The organism is Streptomyces sp. NPDC012935 (assembly GCF_042900345.1).
Classification (GTDB): Bacteria; Actinomycetota; Actinomycetes; order Streptomycetales; family Streptomycetaceae; genus Streptomyces.
On sequence record NZ_JBIBBC010000001.1, the window covers coordinates 1,185,475 to 1,201,332 of the forward strand.

Sequence of the window (15,858 nt, forward strand, 5' to 3'; positions counted from 1 at the left end):
GCGCGAACCTTCTGAACAGCAAGGCCGTGATCCGCTGGCCCGCGGCATCCCGCCCATCCGCTCACGTCGCGATCCGTTACGTCACCGCCGGCTCCCGACTGAAATGACGGCTTACAGTTGGTCCCCCACGCTGGCTGGTTCCGGAGGATGCGGCCCACCACCGTCCTTGATGTCCTGCTCGCAGGTTCGTCCGTCGTAGGACTGGTCATTGGGGATCAACAGCACTCCGGCAACCTGCTCAGGGTGCTCGACGGCGAGCCAGGCGTCCCCCGTGAGGTCACCGTCCGGCCCGAACGCCTCGGACGAATAGACCGTCTGACACCCCAACGCCATGCGCACTTTGTCGACCGCGCAGGCGTCCACCGCAGGGCCGGATATCTCGTCGGCGCCGTCGAAGCGGTAGTGGAGGTGGACCTGGTCACCATCGGAGGGCACCTGCGGGTGGGGCTCAATGCGCCAGTCAACGACCGCAGCCGTGACGCCGAGAGGCCGCCCAGACGTGTCCTCGACCTGCACCCTGACACCGGCCTCACCGCGCTCCGCCGTCGTGTCGGTGCAACTCCAAGGGGAGGAGCAGCCGGAGAGGGCGAGAATCACCAGAGCCGACGGAGCACCGGCAAGTACCCGTGCAGGGGACACTCGGATGACCTCCAGTCAGAGTGGAGCGGAGCAGTGTATCCGGGGGCATGGCAGCTGCGAGTGCCGACGACGAGCGCCCGCGGCGGTCGTCGCCGTAAAGGCGCGTACGCTCCAGCGCATGACGAGGCCCGGCACGTTCGACGCTCGACTGAACCGGTTATGGGGAGCCGTGTGCGCCTGCGCCGGGATCTTCTTCCTGGTGTGGGGGCTCTCTTGGGTCAAGGCAAGCGTGCTCAATGAAGACCTGCACAATCGCTGCGGAGATCTGCACACCGCCAGCTTCCCCTTCGAGAAGTCGTGCCGGCATGAGGACGGCACAGTTGAGGGCGCCAACAGTGCGCTCTTCGACGGGGTCTTCTTCGGCTCGATGGCTGCGGGGGCGGTTGGCCTCGTAGCCGCATTGACGATCGAGGCCGGCCGGAAGAAGTAGCGGTTGGCGGCGCTGATGTCGCCGAGCGCAAGACCCACCTCGCCGGTGACGGCGGACGCGTCCGCTGGCCTTGCGTCGGGCTGTGGTCACGAGGTTCGACAGCGTGCCTACGTCTTCCACGGCACCGGCACCGTCGCTTCGATCAGACGCGGGCTCCGCTCGTGCCCAGCCGAAGGGGCCTAGACGCCGGTCTGTCCGTCGACGAGCTCTCGCACGATGTCGAGATGCCCGTTGTGCCGGGAGATCTCTTCGATGAGGTGAAGGATCACCCAGCGGAGGTCCACGTGGCGGCCGTCGCTGATGGGTCGCTTGGCCTTCGAGTTCAAGTCGTGGTCGGACAGCAGGCGACGGTAGCGGTCGCTCTGCTCCTCGTATGCGGCGAGAAGCTGGGGCAACGGGATGTCCAGCGCTGTCCGCATCTCGGGGTCGGGGTCGTCGTCACTCGCCTGCGTGAGCGGACCCGCTGGTTCCTCCCCCAGGAACATCACTTGGACCCAGTGGTACTCGACCCACCGCAGATGGCTGATCAGCCCGCACAGGGTCATCAGCGGTGAGTTCGGGAGCGGGGCCCTGCGGGCGTCTTGTGCGGACACGCCCTCGCACTTGGCTCGCGCCGTGTCACGGGCGTACTCCAGGAACGTGATCAGCTGCGTGCGCTCGTCCCAGGTGGGAGGCGTATCGGTTCGTTGAGTCATCGCGGGGAGTTTCCCGCAGGTCCGACGGGCGGTCGAGTGATTAATGAGCGGGACCCCTTCGAGAACCGCCTCATCCGCCTTGGGCACGCCGACCCGGCACGTTCCACCGGCCAGGCCCTGGCGTTCCGTTGGATTGCCATGTCGCCGATGGAGAGGATGCCCACCGCACGGTCGAGTTCCTCGTCGAGTGTCACGGTGGCCAGATCGTCGCTGCAGGCGGAGGCAACGGTCGTCCGTTCCGGGTCACCGCCCCCTCGCCAGGACCCGCACCACAAGGTCGCGCTGACCAGGCCGCGCAGGTAGCCCGTAGACCGGCTGTCAGGATGTCGGCATGGAGCTTCCCAGCGAAACGGTGCTCGTCTTCGACCAGACGGAAGATCTTTGCGTCTTCACGTCCTTCGTCCAGGCAGCGAACTGGATGGAGGCAATCGATGTTGCAGAGGGCGAGTACACAGCTGCCTACACCCCTGACGGGGGCGTAGTGGCCCTGACAGCTCCAGAAAGCTGGAGAGGCCCGGTGCTTCTGGCGCGGACCGGCCGGACTGACCTGGCAGATTTGGATCGACGAGTAGCCCGCTACTGGCAACTCCATCAGGTGGGTCACCCCTCTCGCGACACGGCACAGACGGCGCGCTTCTTGATCGACAGGGAGAACCGGTCGCCGAAAGGGCGAAAGCGGTTCACTGACGCCGTCAGCCGCATGTTCCGCACCGGGGAGAAGGACAACGTCACCGGCTAAAGACGTTTCCCCTCATCGGGGCGGCTGTCTCGACGAGGTGAGCCGAAGCACGATGGTTGTCGCTTCGGCGGGCTGCAGGCCGGCCAGCGGCGCGAGGACGCGCACCTCGGTCAGCGGCAGGGTGCGCACGGTGTAGAGGCTGAGGATCACCAGGACGCCGGTGGGCATGTGGGTACTGAGGTACTGGATGAGAGGCTCCAGGGCGGTGCAGGGCAGGGCTCGCAGGGCCCAGGTGATGGCGCAGCAGAGCGCGGCGACGGCGATCAGATAGCGGGTGTGAGGCATCGGCGGACCCCAGGCGGGTGGTGAAGTGGCGGGCCAGCAGAGCGACGGTGCCGGAACCCGACCCTGAAGTCGTCCGGTAGACGGACAAGCGCGAGGAGATCGAGGCCGACGACGCCGTCGGCAGCGGGAGCGGAACGGCTTCTTCGACTTCAGGGCCGTCGGGTCGGGGCACGACGAAGATCCGGCTCATCCAGTGCCCGCATGGTGCATGCGCAGGCGGCGGCGATGCCGGCGGTCCCGTCACCCCGTCTCCTGTCCCGAGCGGCAGTCCCAACCCCGACAAGAAGTACCGAGCCGCCATCCACACGTACACCGTCACCGTGAGGAAGCCATGACCTCCGCGCCGCAGGCCTCGCCGCCCCCGGCCGGGCCGGCGACGAGCCGGCGCAGGCGGACATCCCGGCGATGCTGCGTCACGGCATCTGGGATTCAAGCGCAAGGACGGCCCTGATTTCACCGGGGGCGCCGCGCGGGAGTGGTCCTCCAGGGCCTGTCGGGCGGATCTTGCCGGACAGGCCCTGACTGACCCGTAGGCTCAGCGCTTGAGCGTGAAGGTGAAGTCGCCGGAGAGCTTGCCGCTCAGCCGGACCGCCGAAACGAGCTTCCCCTCCGCGAGCAGTCTCTCGACCTCGGCCCGCGACAGACCGCAGCCTTCAGCGATCAGTCGCACCGGCCGGACGGGGATCCGGGCCGCGAAGCGGACCGACACGTCGATCACCTCACGGTCCAGGTGATCCGATCCGCCCGTGTCGAGGCGCCAGGCGTTGCCCCAGTCGAGGGCGATGCGATTGCGGCGCTGCACGACCGGATCCTGGAGCAACTCGGCTGCCAGGCCGGGGTCGTTGTCGTGCAGCCGGTCCAGCAGCTCAGGCCGTACGGAGCGCACGTTCATCCGCTCCAGGACCGTGAGCTTCGCAGTCTCCCCGCAAGCGGTGCAGAGCACGAGGAGCCAGACGTCGAGGAGCTTGTGGTTCGCGTTGACGCGAAACTTGCCGTTCGCCCGGAAGCGCTCGGACGCGCAGGTGTGGCAACGGCGGAGAACGAGCGGCAGGCAGGTGGGCATGACCACCCAGCTATTGAGCACAGAAGTACACCGGTTCCAGTGAGAAGTCCGCAGCAAAAAGGAGCGCGGCGCATAAGCGCGACGCGCGACAAATCAGCTCTCGGGAGGTCTCACACGGTGTACAACGGCACGTCCTTGCCTGGGGGAGTTGGATCGGCAGCCACGTTATTGGCGGCCGGCAGCGCCGCGCCACTGGTTTTCGAGCGCCTCAACAGCAGGTTCAACGCGTACGCGGCCGCTGTCGCGCAGGCGATGACACCGCGTCACATCCGGGCGGCTGTCACGTCTGAGTGCCTCTGTGCGGTCCTCACTGTCAAAGCGAGAGAAGGGATCGTGAGGATGAGGACCGTCATCGTGTGCACGTCCGTGTCGCACGGCAATACGCGTCGTGTCGCCAACAGCATGGCCGACGTACTCGGCGCGGAGGTGGTCGCGCCCGAGCAGGCCGACCTGGCGGAGCTGGCCGGGGCCGACCTCGTGGGATTCGGCTCGGGCGTCTTCTACGGCAGGCTCCACCCCCGGCTGACCGAGTTCGTCAAGGCACTTCCCGCCGGGCGAGGCCGGACGTTCGTGTTCGCCACCAGCGGGCTCCCCGAGATTTCGCCGGCGCCTTTCACCCGCCCCCTCGTCCGGCTCCTCCGAGGCAAGGGCTTCGAGGTGGACGGGAGCTTCTCGTGCCGGGCGTTCGACACCTGGACGCCGTTCAAAATCCTCGGCGGTATCAACAAGCAGCGGCCCAACGCCGGGGACCTGGCCGCCGCGCGGGCGTTCGCCGGGAGGTTGCGGGACGGGCGAGGGCTGGTGTCCTGACACCCGGGGTCGCGGTCGCCGCCACTCCGTTGGGCGGGGCCCCTCCGAGCCTCGCCGGTTCCGGGCCAACTGGCCCCCGGGTGCTACACCATCCGGTGGCTTATGGGCGTCGCGGCGTTATTCATATCACCGTATTTCCTATTCATTCCACTGTCCGGCTCTTGGTGCTGACCAACCGTCACGAGGCCCTGAACCAAGTCGAGGAGAGTGGAAGATGACGACATCGCCGAAATGGCGATCTGTTCTGGCGCCCGCCGCCATGGCTGCCGCGCTCGCCGCAGCCGCACTGGCGAGCGCGGGCACCGCCCACGCCCAGGACGACACCACCCCGCACCCGCCGTACCCGGCCAAGCCCGCACATCCGGCACACGGCGCCAAGCCGGCGTACCCGGTACACCCGGAAAAGCCCGCCTACCCGGTACACCCGGTCAAGCCCGCCTACCCGGTACACCCGGTCAAGCCCGAGTATCCGGTACACCCGGTCAAGCCCGAATACCCGGTCAAGCCGGTCAAGCCCGAGTACCCGGCCAAGCCAGTCAAGCCGGAATACCCGGTGCACCCCGTCAAGCCCGCTTACCCGGTCAAGCCGGTGAAGCCCGACTACCCGGCGAAGCCTGCCTACCCGGTCAAGCCTGTGAAGCCGGATTACCCGGCGAAGCCCGCCTACCCGGTCAAGCCAGTCAAGCCCGACTACCCGGCCAAGCCCGCCTACCCGGTCAAGCCAGTCAAGCCCGACTACCCAGCGAAGCCCGCCTACCCCGCCAAACCGGTGAAGCCCGACTACCCGGCCAAGCCCGCCTACCCGGTCAAGCCTGTGAAGCCGGATTACCCGGCGAAGCCCGTGTACCCGGCAAAACCGGTGAAGCCTGAGTACCCGGCCAAGCCCGCCTACCCCGCCAAGCCGGTCAAGCCCGCGTACCCCGCCAAGCCGGCCCACCCCGTCAAGCCCGCGTACCCGGCCAAGCCTGCCTACCCGGCCAAGCCCGCTCACCCGGTGAAGCCGGTGAAGCCCGACTACCCGAGCAAGCCCGTCAAGCCGGATCACCCCAAGCAGCCCGACAAGCCCAAGCACTCCGGGCACGAGAAGAAGCAGCACGGGTGGTGATGGCGGAGACGAGGAGCTGATCCTGGTCCCTTAGGGGATTCGCACGTCGGTTGGTGTGCCGGGCCCGTGCAGTCGGGCCCGGCACACCGCTGTCGGCGGTCAGGGAATTTCCTGTTCGGCCCAGATGATCTTTCCGCCGGCCGTGTAACGGGCGCCCCAGCGATGGGTGAGTTGGGCCACCAGGAACAGGCCGCGGCCGCCCTCGTCCATGCTGCGGGCGTGCCGCAGTCGTGGGGCGGTGCTGCTGCCGTCGGCGACCTCGCAGGTCAGACGGGTGTCGCGGAGGAGGCGTAGGCGGATGGGGGGTTCGGCGTAGCGGATGGCGTTGGTGACCAGTTCGCTCACGATCAGCTCGGTCGTCATGGCCAGTTCCGCGAAACCCCATTCCGTCACCTGGCGGGTCGCCCGGGCCCGGATGTCGGCGACGGCGGCCGGGTCGACGGGCACGTCCCACGAGACGACGTGCTCGGCGCCGAGGGCGTGGGTGCGCGCAAGCAGGAGGGCGATGTCGTCGGGCTGCGGCGCGGGCACGAGCTCGCGCACCGCGGACGAGCACAGCGTGTCGAGGTCGAGGTCCCGCCGGGACAGCAGGTCGCCGAGCCGGGACATGCCGCGTTCCATGTCGCGGTCGGCGTCCGCGACGAGGCCGTCGGTGTAGAGGCCGAGCAGGCTGTTCTCGGCGAGTTCGATCTCGCAGGCCTCGAAGGCCATCCCGCCCAGCCCGAGCGGGGGCCCGGCAGGGGGTTCCGGGTAGGAGACCTGCCCGTCGGGCGCGACGACGATCGGCGGCGGGTGTCCGGCGCGGGCCATCGTGCAGCGTCGGGTGACGGGGTCGTACACGGCGTACAGGCAAGTGGCGCCGAGGAACCCGGCAATGCCCTGGTGGGCTGCCCCGCTCGGCTCGACCTCGGGCCGCTCCTCGCTGAGGCGCAGCACGAGGTCGTCGAGGTGGGCCAGCAGTTCGTCGGGCGGCATCTCCATGTCGGCCAGGGTCTGTACGGCGGTGCGCAGCCGGCCCATGGTCGCCGCCGCCGTGATGCCGTGGCCGACGACGTCGCCGACCACGAGGCCCACCCGGGCCCCGGACAGCGGGATCACGTCGAACCAGTCCCCGCCGACCCCGCCGCTCGGGTCCGCGGGCAGATAGGAGGAGGCCACCTGCAGTGCCGTACCCCCCGTCAGGGCCTGGGGCAGCAGGCTGCGTTGCAGGGTGACCGCGGCCGTGTGTTCCCGGGTGTAACGGCGGGCGTTGTCGACGCACAGGGCCGCTCGGGCCACCAGTTCCTGGGCGACGAGGACGTCGTCGGGCTGGAAGGAGACGGGATTGCGCGACCGTATGAAGGTGGTGAGACCCAGGGTGGTGTTCCGTGCCCGCATCGGCACGGAGATGAGGGAGTGCAGGCCGAACTCGCGGATGCGGGCCGCTCGTGCGGGTTGCTCGGAGTTCCACAGTTCGTCGGAGGGGTCGAGGACCGGGATGAGGATCGGCCCTCCGTCGATGAGCAGATGCGCGTCGTGCGGCGGCGGGACGAAGTCCACCCGCTCCCCCACCCGCGCCACCGCCTCCGGGCAGCCCTCGCGCACCGAGCTCATGCCGGCCCGGCGCATCACCGGCTTGGCGGGGGCCGGGCCCGCGTCGGTCAGCCACGTTCCGTGCCCTTCGGTGCTGAGCACCGGCTCCAGCAGGTCGACGACGACGAAGTCCGCGAAGCGCGGGACGGCGAAGTCGGCCAGTTCCTGAGCCGTCCACAGCACGTCCAGCGTGGTACCGATGCGGGTTCCGGCCTCGCTGACCAGCGACAGCAGCTGGCGGGCGTTCCACCGCTCGGTGACGTCCAGCACCATGTAGCAGACGCCGGTGATCGAGTCGTCGGGGTCCACCAGGGGGAAGAACGAGGTGGAGTAGGCGTGCTGACGGTGGGGGTCGGCCCAACTCCATCCCACGTACTCGTAGTCGGTGACGGGCAGGCCCGTTTCCAGGACCTTGCGCATCCGGCCCTCGATGGTCTCCGCCTGCAGCCCCGGCAGCAGTTCGCTCAGCCGGCGGCCGAGGCGCTGTTCGCGGGGGACACCTCCGAAGCGTTCCAGGGTGTCGTTGAGCCAGACGTAGCGCAGCTCGGTGTCCAGCACGGCCATGCCGACCGGTGAGCGGGTCAGGAATCCGTCGAGCATGGACTGGCCGACCGCCCATTGCCGGCGCCGCTGCCGTGCCGAGATCAGAAAGCACTCGTCCCCCGTGATGCGGAAGGACGCGGAGACCCGCAGGTCCACATCGACGCGGCGGCCGTCACGGTGCCGTAGCGGAATAAGACCGTTCCATCCCATGCCCTCCCGGCAGCGCTCGGCGACGCCGGCCGCACGGACCGGGTCACTCGGTACCGCCAGCAGCCGCTCGGCGGGGGAACCGACGATCTCCGAGGCGGGGTGGCCGAGGAGCTCCTCCGCGGCCCGGGTCCAGCCGATGACGACACCGTGTCCGGACACGACCGCCGCCGCGTCGGTGGACGCGTCGAATATGGCGCTCGGTCCTGCGGACGTGGGCGCCTCCGGTTCTTCTCGCGCAGCATCCATGGGTCCTCACGCAGCGTCCATGGGTCCCGTCCCGTCTTCTACACGACCATGTTCCTGCTTGTCCGCCCGATGTGCACGGGCCGACGGCCCCGGTCCCGTTCCGCTGACGTGCGGGCGGGTGGGCGGGGGCGGCCCGTAGGCGGCCTCTCACCGGGCAGGACCGGGAGGGCGGAGAGAGCATGGAGGTGCCGGTCGCCCCGATCGTGGTACCCGACCGTGGCCGAGGTCGGCAGGCCGTGCCGGCCGGTGAAGGAGGAGCTGGGATGACAGCCGGATCCTTCGAGTCCGCGGGAGGCGGGTACGCGCCGGAGCCGTCCCGGCCGACCGGTCTGCTCGATGTGCTGAGCGTGGCCGCGGTGGTCGTGGACGCCGACGGGCGGGTGGTTTTCTGGACCCCGCAGGCCGAGGAGCTCTTCGGCTATACGGCCGAGGAGGCCCTCGGCACGCATGCGACGCGCCTGTTCATCCACCCCGATCAGCTGCCGGCCGTGGTGCAGCTGTTCACGGAGGTGCTGGAGACGGGCCGGAGCTGGGCCGGCACCTTCCCCGTGCGGCACAAGGACGGCAGCACCCGGCTGACGGAGTTCCGCAACATGCGGCTGCTGGACGATCTCGGTGACGTCTACGCCCTGGGCATCGCGGCCGACCACTCCCTGCTCCAACGGGTCGAGACGGACCTGGCGCTGTGCGAACGGCTGATCAACCAGTCCCCGATCGGGATCGCGCTCCTGGACCCGGACCTGCGCTATCTGCTGGTCAACCCGGGACTGGAGCGTATCGACGCCACCCCGGCGGAGGATCACGTCGGCCGCCGGCTGCGGGAGACCCTGCCGCTGCCAGACATCGACACGATCGAGTCCTGTCTGCGCCAGGTGCTCACCACCGGCACGCCGCTGCTGGACCAGTACCACGTGGGCCGCCCGCCGGCGGACCCCGAGAACGAGCACGCCTGGTCGCTGTCCTTCTACCGGCTGGAGGACCCGGGCGGGCGGGTCCTGGGCGCGGCCATCTCGTTCGTCGACGTCACCGAGCGGCACCGCGCGGCAGCCGAGGCCGACCGGGCACGGCGGCGCCTGGCCCTGATCGCCGACGCCTCCACCCGGGTCGGCACCACGCTGGAGGTGGACCGGACCGCCCACGAGCTGGCGGAGGTCGCCACTCCCGAGCTGGCCGACGTGGTCGCCGTGGACGTCCTGGACGCCGCGCTGGCCTGCCGGCGCAACCGCAAGCCGGACAACGGCCCGGAACTGTTCCGCGCGCTCGCGCTGAAGGCGGCCTACCCGAGCGTGGCGCTGCGCGCCGCCGACTCCCCCGGCGACCTCGCCGCGTACGAGGGCGACCGGCTGGTCACCCTGTGCGTGCACACCGGCCGGCCGATCCTCGTACGCCATGTCGGCGAGCAGGATCTGCCGCGTATCGCCAAGGACGCCGAGGCCACCGAGCTGCTGGCGCGGGCGGGCGTGCACTCCTATCTGGCCGTGCCGTTGATCGCGCACGGCGAGGTGCTCGGCGCCCTCGACCTCAAGCGCACCCGCAATCCGTTGCCGTTCGACCAGGACGACGTCGTCCTGGCCAGTGAGCTGGCCGGCCGGGCCGCGGTGGCCATCGACAACGCCCGCTGGTTCCAGAGCGTGCGCAACACCTCCCTGACCCTCCAGCGCAGCTTGCTGCCCGACCATCCGCCGCACCACACGGGTCTGGAGCTCGCCTCCCGCTACCAGCCTGCCCAGGCCACCAGCGAGGTCGGCGGCGACTGGTACGACGTCATCCCGCTGGAGGACGACAAGACGGCGCTGGTCGTCGGCGACGTCATGGGCAACGGCATCGACGCCGCCGCCACCATGGGCCGGCTGCGCACCGCCACCTGTGCCTACGCCGATCTCGACCTCGAGCCCGGCTCCGTGCTCCAGCACCTGGACAAGATCACCTGCGATCTGGAGCACTACATCGTCACCTGCCTGTACGCGGTGTACGACCCCCGCACCGGGCAGTGCCACATCGCCAACGCCGGACACATGCCGCCGGCACTGGCCCGCCCCGGCCGCGTCCCGGAGCTGCTCGAACTGCCGACCGGTGCCCCGCTCGGCGTCGGCGGCATCCCGTTCGAGAGCACCACGGTCGAGCTGGGCCCCGGTGACCTGCTGGTCCTCTACACAGACGGCCTCGTCGAGACCCGGCTCCATCCCATCGACGACCGCCTGAACGTCCTCCTCGGCTTCCTCGACGAACCCCACAGGCCGCTGGAGGAGACCTGCGACCTCCTGCTGTACGGCCTGCGCCACCCCGACGACCACGACGACGTGGCTCTTCTCGTGGCGCGGGTGCTGTAGGCCGCGCCGGTCCAGCCCGCGGACGAGCCGGTCCAGCGCCGCGGGCCGGGCCGCTCCAGCCCCGCGGACGAGCCGGTCCAGCGCCCTGGGCCGACCCGCAGCCCCGCGGACGAGCCGCTCCAGCCCCGGGGACGAGCCGGTCCAGTCCCGCGGGCCGAGCCGCAGCCCCGCGGCCGAGCCGGTCCAGCGCCCCGGGCCGAGCCGCAGCCCCGCGGACGAGCCGCTCCAGCCTTGTGGGGGCGGGCCCGCCTTGCCTGCGCCGGGCGCCCGGCGCACGCTGTTCCTATGGGTGCTCAGGACGGCCCTACGCTCATCGGCTCCGTACAGCGCGCCTTCCGCCTGCTGGAGGCGATGAGCACGCACGAGAACGGCGCGCCGGCCAAGCAGCTGGCGCGGGAGACGGGCCTGCCCCTGGCCACGGCGTACCACCTGCTGCGGACGCTGGTCCACGACGGATACGTGCGCAAACTCGACGACGGCGGATTCATCCTGGGCGAGCGGATCGGCACCCTGCACACAGCGGGCCGGGCGCAGACGCTGCTGAGCCGGATACGCCCGACGCTGGCCGCGCTGCGGGACGAGCTGTCGACCGCCGCGTACCTCACCTTCTACGAGGAGGGCGAGATCCGGGTCGCCGAGATCGTGGACGGCCCCCGCGCTCCCCGGGTCGATCTCTGGGTGGGGTTCGAGGACGCGGGACACGCCACGGCGCTGGGCAAGTCCGTGCTGCGCGAGCTGGATGAGGAGTCGCGCAAGGACTACCTGTCCCGGCACCGGCTCGCGGACCTCACGCCCAGGACCATCACCGACCCTCCGGAGCTCATCCGGCGGCTCGACTCGGAGCCGCTGGCCCCGGCGGTCACGGACCTGGAGGAGTACGCCCTCGGCACGGTCTGCGTCGCGGTGCCCGTCTACAGCGGGGGCACCCTCGGATCGCTCGGGGTGTCGCTGCGGGCCGACCGGCGCTCCCGGCTGGAGGAGACCCGGGCCCGTCTGGAGGAGGTCCGGGCGCGCCTGCTCCCGACCGCGAGCCGCGTGACCCGAGGCCTCTCGCTCACTATCTGAAATCCGTGTCCTTGTCCCATCCGGGGTCGAACCGATTTCCTGAATAAACCGGACATAAACTCCGGAACCATGGCCCACGCGCACAGGTGAGGACACACCCCAAGACATGAGCCAGGCCCCGCACCACGGTCGTTACCACTGGCCGAGGCGACTGGTCGCCGCTACGCCCGTACTGCCCATTCTGATCGTCTCCGCGATCGCGCTCGTCGATCTCGTCTGCGGATCGGGGATGACCTGGCTGCCGCTTCTCGCTGTGGGTCCCGCGCTCGCGGCCACCACCAACGGGCCGCGCGGGGTCCTGTGGCTGGGACTGCTCGCCGCCGCCCTGGGCGCGGTCCTCGGCGTCCGTGACGACGCCGGAGTCCGCGAGCTGGCCGTCGTGCTGGCCGCCCTGATGGCCGTCACCCTGGCCGGGAGCCTCGCCAGCGCGCTGCGCGGGCGGCGCGAGCGGGTGCTCGCCGCCGTGCGTTCCGTCGCCGAGGCCGCCCAGCACGCGCTGCTGCAGCCCGTACCGGCGACGGTCGGGCCGTTCCAGGTCGCCGTGCGCTACAGCGCCGCCGCGGCGGAGGCCCGGATCGGCGGCGACCTCTACGCGCTCGTCTCCACGCCGTACGGCGTCCGCCTGATCGTCGGCGACGTGCGCGGCAAGGGGCTGCCCGCGGTGGGGACCGCGGCTCTGGTGCTCGGTGTGTTCCGCGAGGCCGCATACGACGAGCCCGATCTCCTCTCCGTCGTCACACGCATCGAGCGGAGCCTGGCACGCAACCTGGGCAGCGACGACTTCGTCACTGCTGTGGTCGCCGGGTACCCCCGGGACGGGCAGCTGGAGGTGGTCAACTGCGGTCACGCGCCGCCGCTGCTGGTGCGCGACTCCGTCGTCGTGGCGGTCGACCCGGAGCGGCCGGCGCCGCCCCTGGGACTGCGCACCCTCTCGGATGAGACGCCGGCACTGCATGTGCTGCCCTTCGCCGACGGGGACCAGCTGCTGCTGTACACCGACGGCGTCACCGAGGCCCGTGACCACGAGCGGGAGTTCTACCCGCTCGCCGAAGGACTGGCACGGCACACCTGCGACGAACCGGCGCGCACCGTCACCGCCCTCCACGACGAGCTGCTGGCCCATGTGGGCGGCCGGCTCCACGACGACGCGGCACTGCTGCTGCTGCGCATGCCGGCCCCGGCCGGCACCCCCACCGACCGTGAAGTGCCCGACGCCGGACGCGTCGGTTCCTGCTCGCCGTAGCCCCTAAGGGCGCGAGGAACTGCGCGGCCGTCACGACGGCGCCGCACCCGAACGACGGCACAACCCGGCACCCCCTTCCGGCCCTCCCCGCGGAGCGACCGTGCCCACCCCGCCCAACGGTGTTAGAAATGAGGCATGGCCGCAGTCCTCGGCCGCCTGCGGTCGCTGGTGAGCGCGCGTACCGTCGCCCGGCAGGTCTTCGTGCTCCAGGCGGCGATCGTCGTGCTCCTCGTCGTCGCCGCCGTGGTGGCACTGGTGCTGCAGGTCCGCAACGACACCAGACGGGAGGCCGGCAACCGGTCCCTCGCCGTGGCCGAGTCCTTCGCGAACGCGCCGGGTGTCGTGGACGCCCTGGCGGATCCGGATCCGAGCGCCTCGCTCCAGCCACGTGCCGAGGCGGCGCGCCAGGCGACCGACGTGGACTTCATCGTCGTGATGAGCACCGACGGAATCCGCTACACCCACCCCAACCCCGACCGGATCGGCCGGCACTTCGTCGGCACGATCGCGCCGGCCGCGGCAGGCGGGGTCGTACGGGAGACGTACACCGGCACCCTGGGGCCGTCCGTGCGGGCCGTGGTCCCCGTGACCGACGGCGACGACAAGGTCGTCGGGCTGGTGTCCGCCGGGGTGACCCTGGCCAGCGTGGGCGGGGTCGTCGACAACCAGCTGCCGGTGCTGCTCGGCTCGGCTGCGGCGGCGCTCATCCTCGCCACCGGCGGCACGGCGCTGGTCAGCCGTCGCCTGCTGCGCCAGACGCACGGGCTGGGGCCCGCCGAGATGACGCGGATGTACGAGCATCACGACGCCGTCCTGCACTCCGTACGCGAGGGCGTCCTGATCTTGGACGGCCGCCGTCGGCTGGCGCTGGCGAACGACGAGGCGCGCAGGCTGCTCGGGCTGCCCGCGGACGCGGAGGGGCGGCCCTGTCCCGACCTCGGCATCGGCCGCGATCTCGCCGGGCTGTTCACCTCAGGGCGGGACGCCACCGACGAGGTGCATCTGGCCCGGGGCCGGCTGCTGGCCGTCAGTCAGCGGTCGACCGACCAGGACGGCGGTCCGCCGGGCAGCGTGGCCACCCTGCGCGACACCACCGAGCTGCGGACGCTGACCGGCAGGGCGGACGTGGCGCAGGAGCGGCTGAAGCTGCTGTACGACGCAGGTCTGGAGATCGGCACCAGCCTCGAGGTCACCCGCACCTCGCAGGAGCTGGCCGACTTCGCGGTGCCGCGGTTCGCGGACTTCGTCAGCGTCGACCTGGCGGATCCGGTGCTGCGCGGCGAGGAGCCGAAGGAGGGCCGTGCGGACATGCGCCGGGTCGCCTTCCGGGGCGTGCGGGAAGGCAGCCCGCTCTATCCGATCGGCAAGCTGATCCACTTCCGCGAGGGCACGCCGCAGGCCTTCGGATTCGGTACGGGCGACTCCGTGCTGGAGGCGGACATGCCGGCCTTCGCCGGCTGGCAGGTGCAGGATCCCGAGAACGCCCGTCGCATCGTGGCGTTCGGCATCCACACGATGCTCACGGTCCCGCTGCGCGCCCGCGGCGTGATCATGGGCATGGCCACCTTCTGGCGCGCCGACCGGCCCGAGCCGTTCGAGCGGGAGGACGTGTCCCTCGCGGAGGAGCTGGTGGCGCGCGCCGCCGTCAGCATCGACAACGCCCGCCGCTACACCCGCGAGCACACCCTGTCGGTCACGCTCCAGCGCAGCCTGCTGCCCCGGGCGCTGCCCGACCAGAGCGCCCTGGACGTCGCCTACCGCTATCTGCCCGCGCACGCGGCGCAGGGCGGGGTCGGCGGGGACTGGTTCGACGTGATCCCGCTGCCGGGGGCGAGGGTGGCGCTGGTCGTGGGGGACGTCGTGGGACACGGACTGCACGCGGCGGCGACGATGGGGCGGCTCCGTACGGCGGTCCACAACTTCTCAACCCTGGACCTGCCGCCCGACGAACTCCTCGGCCATCTGGACGAGTTGGTCGCCCGCATCGACCAGGACGAGGACGACGGCCACAACGAGGGGGTACCGGTCACCGGGGCGACCTGCCTGTACGCCGTGTACGACCCGTCCACCGGGGTGTGCACGCTCGCCCGCGCCGGGCACCTCGAACCCGCGCTCGTCCACCCTGACGGCGACGTCGAGTTCCCGGCCGTCGCCGGCGGGCCCCCGCTGGGTCTGAGCGGCAGCCTGCCCTTCGAGGCGACCGAGCTGCGGCTGCCCGAGGGCAGCGGGCTGGTCCTGTACACGGACGGGCTGGTCGAGCGCCAGGGGCAGGACATCGACGAGGGCCTGGAGCGGCTGCGCGGGGCGCTCGAGGCGACGCCGCCGACGGGCGGCCGGACGCCGGAGGAGACGTGCAAGGCCGTACTGGAGACCCTGCTGCCGGAACGTCCGCGCGACGACATCGCCCTCGTCGTCGCCCGGACACGGCTCCTCAGCCCCGATCGCACGGCGACCTGGGACGTCCCGGACGACCCCTCCGCCGTGGCCCGGGTCCGGGCGGCGGCCACCCGGACGCTGGACGACTGGGGTCTGTCGGAGGAGGCGTTCACGACCGAGCTGATCCTCAGCGAGCTGGTCACCAACTCGCTGCGCCACGCCACCGGCCCCATCCGCGTCCGCCTGATCCGCGACCGCGCCCTGATCTGCGAGGTCTCCGACGGCAGCAGCACCGCCCCCCACCTGCGCAGCGCGGCCGCGACGGACGAGGGCGGCCGGGGACTGTTCCTGGTGGCGCAGTTCGCCGAACGCTGGGGCACCCGGTATTCGGCGGCGGGCAAGGTGATCTGGACGGAACAGCTCCTGGCGGCGCCGGGGGCCACGCCGGCCGAGTGAGGCAGTCGTAAGGGCCGTTACGGCCGTAACACCGGATCCGGCGCAGTCGTC

The 15,858-nt window shown here is 70.9% G+C and carries 13 protein-coding genes; 8 read left to right on the forward strand and 5 right to left on the reverse strand.

Translation table 11 applies throughout. The features are described 5' to 3' along the window. Nucleotides 1–111: 111 nt before the first annotated feature. The gene (locus tag ACFY5C_RS05160; protein ID WP_389440522.1) at nucleotides 112–639 is read right to left on the reverse strand and encodes a hypothetical protein; all 528 of its coding nucleotides are present in this window, start codon (nucleotides 637–639) and stop codon (nucleotides 112–114) included. Between the two features lie 118 nt (nucleotides 640–757). Here ACFY5C_RS05160 and ACFY5C_RS05165 point away from each other — a divergent pair, with 118 nt between their 5' ends. Further along, nucleotides 758–1,069 (forward strand): hypothetical protein, encoded by a 312-nt coding sequence (locus ACFY5C_RS05165; RefSeq protein WP_389440524.1) that lies wholly within the window; start codon nucleotides 758–760, stop codon nucleotides 1,067–1,069. Between the two features lie 179 nt (nucleotides 1,070–1,248). Here ACFY5C_RS05165 and ACFY5C_RS05170 read toward each other — a convergent pair whose 3' ends face one another. Beyond that, complete coding sequence (locus ACFY5C_RS05170) at nucleotides 1,249–1,764, reverse strand: DinB family protein (RefSeq protein ID WP_389440527.1); 516 nt, start codon at nucleotides 1,762–1,764, stop codon at nucleotides 1,249–1,251. A 331-nt stretch (nucleotides 1,765–2,095) separates the two neighbouring features. On the opposite strand from ACFY5C_RS05170, the gene ACFY5C_RS05175 reads away from it, so the two are divergent. After that, nucleotides 2,096–2,503 carry a hypothetical protein gene (locus ACFY5C_RS05175; RefSeq protein ID WP_389440530.1) on the forward strand — a complete coding sequence of 136 codons (408 nt, stop codon included), beginning with the start codon at nucleotides 2,096–2,098 and terminating at the stop codon, nucleotides 2,501–2,503. Between the two features lie 12 nt (nucleotides 2,504–2,515). Here the strand turns inward: ACFY5C_RS05175 and ACFY5C_RS05180 are convergent, their stop codons facing one another. Then, on the reverse strand, nucleotides 2,516–2,788 hold the full coding sequence (locus ACFY5C_RS05180) for a branched-chain amino acid ABC transporter (RefSeq protein ID WP_389440533.1): 273 nt from the start codon (nucleotides 2,786–2,788) through the stop codon (nucleotides 2,516–2,518). Between the two features lie 535 nt (nucleotides 2,789–3,323). After that, nucleotides 3,324–3,851: a DUF1062 domain-containing protein gene (locus ACFY5C_RS05185; protein WP_389440536.1), complete on the reverse strand. Its 528-nt coding sequence runs from the start codon at nucleotides 3,849–3,851 to the stop codon at nucleotides 3,324–3,326. 339 nt (nucleotides 3,852–4,190) lie between these two features. Here ACFY5C_RS05185 and ACFY5C_RS05190 point away from each other — a divergent pair, with 339 nt between their 5' ends. Then, on the forward strand, nucleotides 4,191–4,661 hold the full coding sequence (locus ACFY5C_RS05190) for a flavodoxin family protein (RefSeq protein ID WP_389440539.1): 471 nt from the start codon (nucleotides 4,191–4,193) through the stop codon (nucleotides 4,659–4,661). Nucleotides 4,662–4,875: 214 nt separating this feature from the next. Then, nucleotides 4,876–5,766, forward strand: coding sequence for a hypothetical protein (locus ACFY5C_RS05195; RefSeq protein ID WP_389440542.1), 891 nt, complete (start codon nucleotides 4,876–4,878; stop codon nucleotides 5,764–5,766). Between the two features lie 99 nt (nucleotides 5,767–5,865). Here the strand turns inward: ACFY5C_RS05195 and ACFY5C_RS05200 are convergent, their stop codons facing one another. Further along, complete coding sequence (locus ACFY5C_RS05200) at nucleotides 5,866–8,337, reverse strand: SpoIIE family protein phosphatase (RefSeq protein WP_389440545.1); 2,472 nt, start codon at nucleotides 8,335–8,337, stop codon at nucleotides 5,866–5,868. 263 nt (nucleotides 8,338–8,600) lie between these two features. On the opposite strand from ACFY5C_RS05200, the gene ACFY5C_RS05205 reads away from it, so the two are divergent. From ACFY5C_RS05205 to ACFY5C_RS05220, 4 genes are all read left to right on the forward strand, one after another. Then, on the forward strand, nucleotides 8,601–10,667 hold the full coding sequence (locus ACFY5C_RS05205; RefSeq protein WP_389440547.1) for a SpoIIE family protein phosphatase: 2,067 nt from the start codon (nucleotides 8,601–8,603) through the stop codon (nucleotides 10,665–10,667). A gap of 285 nt (nucleotides 10,668–10,952) precedes the next feature. Further along, nucleotides 10,953–11,732 carry an IclR family transcriptional regulator gene (locus tag ACFY5C_RS05210; protein ID WP_389440549.1) on the forward strand — a complete coding sequence of 260 codons (780 nt, stop codon included), beginning with the start codon at nucleotides 10,953–10,955 and terminating at the stop codon, nucleotides 11,730–11,732. 106 nt (nucleotides 11,733–11,838) lie between these two features. Continuing rightward, nucleotides 11,839–12,975 carry a PP2C family protein-serine/threonine phosphatase gene (locus ACFY5C_RS05215; protein WP_389440552.1) on the forward strand — a complete coding sequence of 379 codons (1,137 nt, stop codon included), beginning with the start codon at nucleotides 11,839–11,841 and terminating at the stop codon, nucleotides 12,973–12,975. A 135-nt stretch (nucleotides 12,976–13,110) separates the two neighbouring features. Beyond that, nucleotides 13,111–15,807 (forward strand): SpoIIE family protein phosphatase, encoded by a 2,697-nt coding sequence (locus ACFY5C_RS05220; protein WP_389440555.1) that lies wholly within the window; start codon nucleotides 13,111–13,113, stop codon nucleotides 15,805–15,807. Nucleotides 15,808–15,858 lie beyond the last annotated feature (51 nt).

Coding starts and splice junctions, on each gene's coding strand:
- ACFY5C_RS05165 (WP_389440524.1), top strand. CDS start 758: ATGACGAGGCCCGGCACGTTCGACGCTCGACTGAACCGGTTATGGGGA.
- ACFY5C_RS05170 (WP_389440527.1), bottom strand. CDS start 1,764: ATGACTCAACGAACCGATACGCCTCCCACCTGGGACGAGCGCACGCAG.
- ACFY5C_RS05175 (WP_389440530.1), top strand. CDS start 2,096: ATGGAGCTTCCCAGCGAAACGGTGCTCGTCTTCGACCAGACGGAAGAT.
- ACFY5C_RS05180 (WP_389440533.1), bottom strand. CDS start 2,788: ATGCCTCACACCCGCTATCTGATCGCCGTCGCCGCGCTCTGCTGCGCC.
- ACFY5C_RS05185 (WP_389440536.1), bottom strand. CDS start 3,851: ATGCCCACCTGCCTGCCGCTCGTTCTCCGCCGTTGCCACACCTGCGCG.
- ACFY5C_RS05190 (WP_389440539.1), top strand. CDS start 4,191: ATGAGGACCGTCATCGTGTGCACGTCCGTGTCGCACGGCAATACGCGT.
- ACFY5C_RS05195 (WP_389440542.1), top strand. CDS start 4,876: ATGACGACATCGCCGAAATGGCGATCTGTTCTGGCGCCCGCCGCCATG.
- ACFY5C_RS05200 (WP_389440545.1), bottom strand. CDS start 8,337: ATGGATGCTGCGCGAGAAGAACCGGAGGCGCCCACGTCCGCAGGACCG.
- ACFY5C_RS05205 (WP_389440547.1), top strand. CDS start 8,601: ATGACAGCCGGATCCTTCGAGTCCGCGGGAGGCGGGTACGCGCCGGAG.
- ACFY5C_RS05210 (WP_389440549.1), top strand. CDS start 10,953: ATGGGTGCTCAGGACGGCCCTACGCTCATCGGCTCCGTACAGCGCGCC.
- ACFY5C_RS05215 (WP_389440552.1), top strand. CDS start 11,839: ATGAGCCAGGCCCCGCACCACGGTCGTTACCACTGGCCGAGGCGACTG.
- ACFY5C_RS05220 (WP_389440555.1), top strand. CDS start 13,111: ATGGCCGCAGTCCTCGGCCGCCTGCGGTCGCTGGTGAGCGCGCGTACC.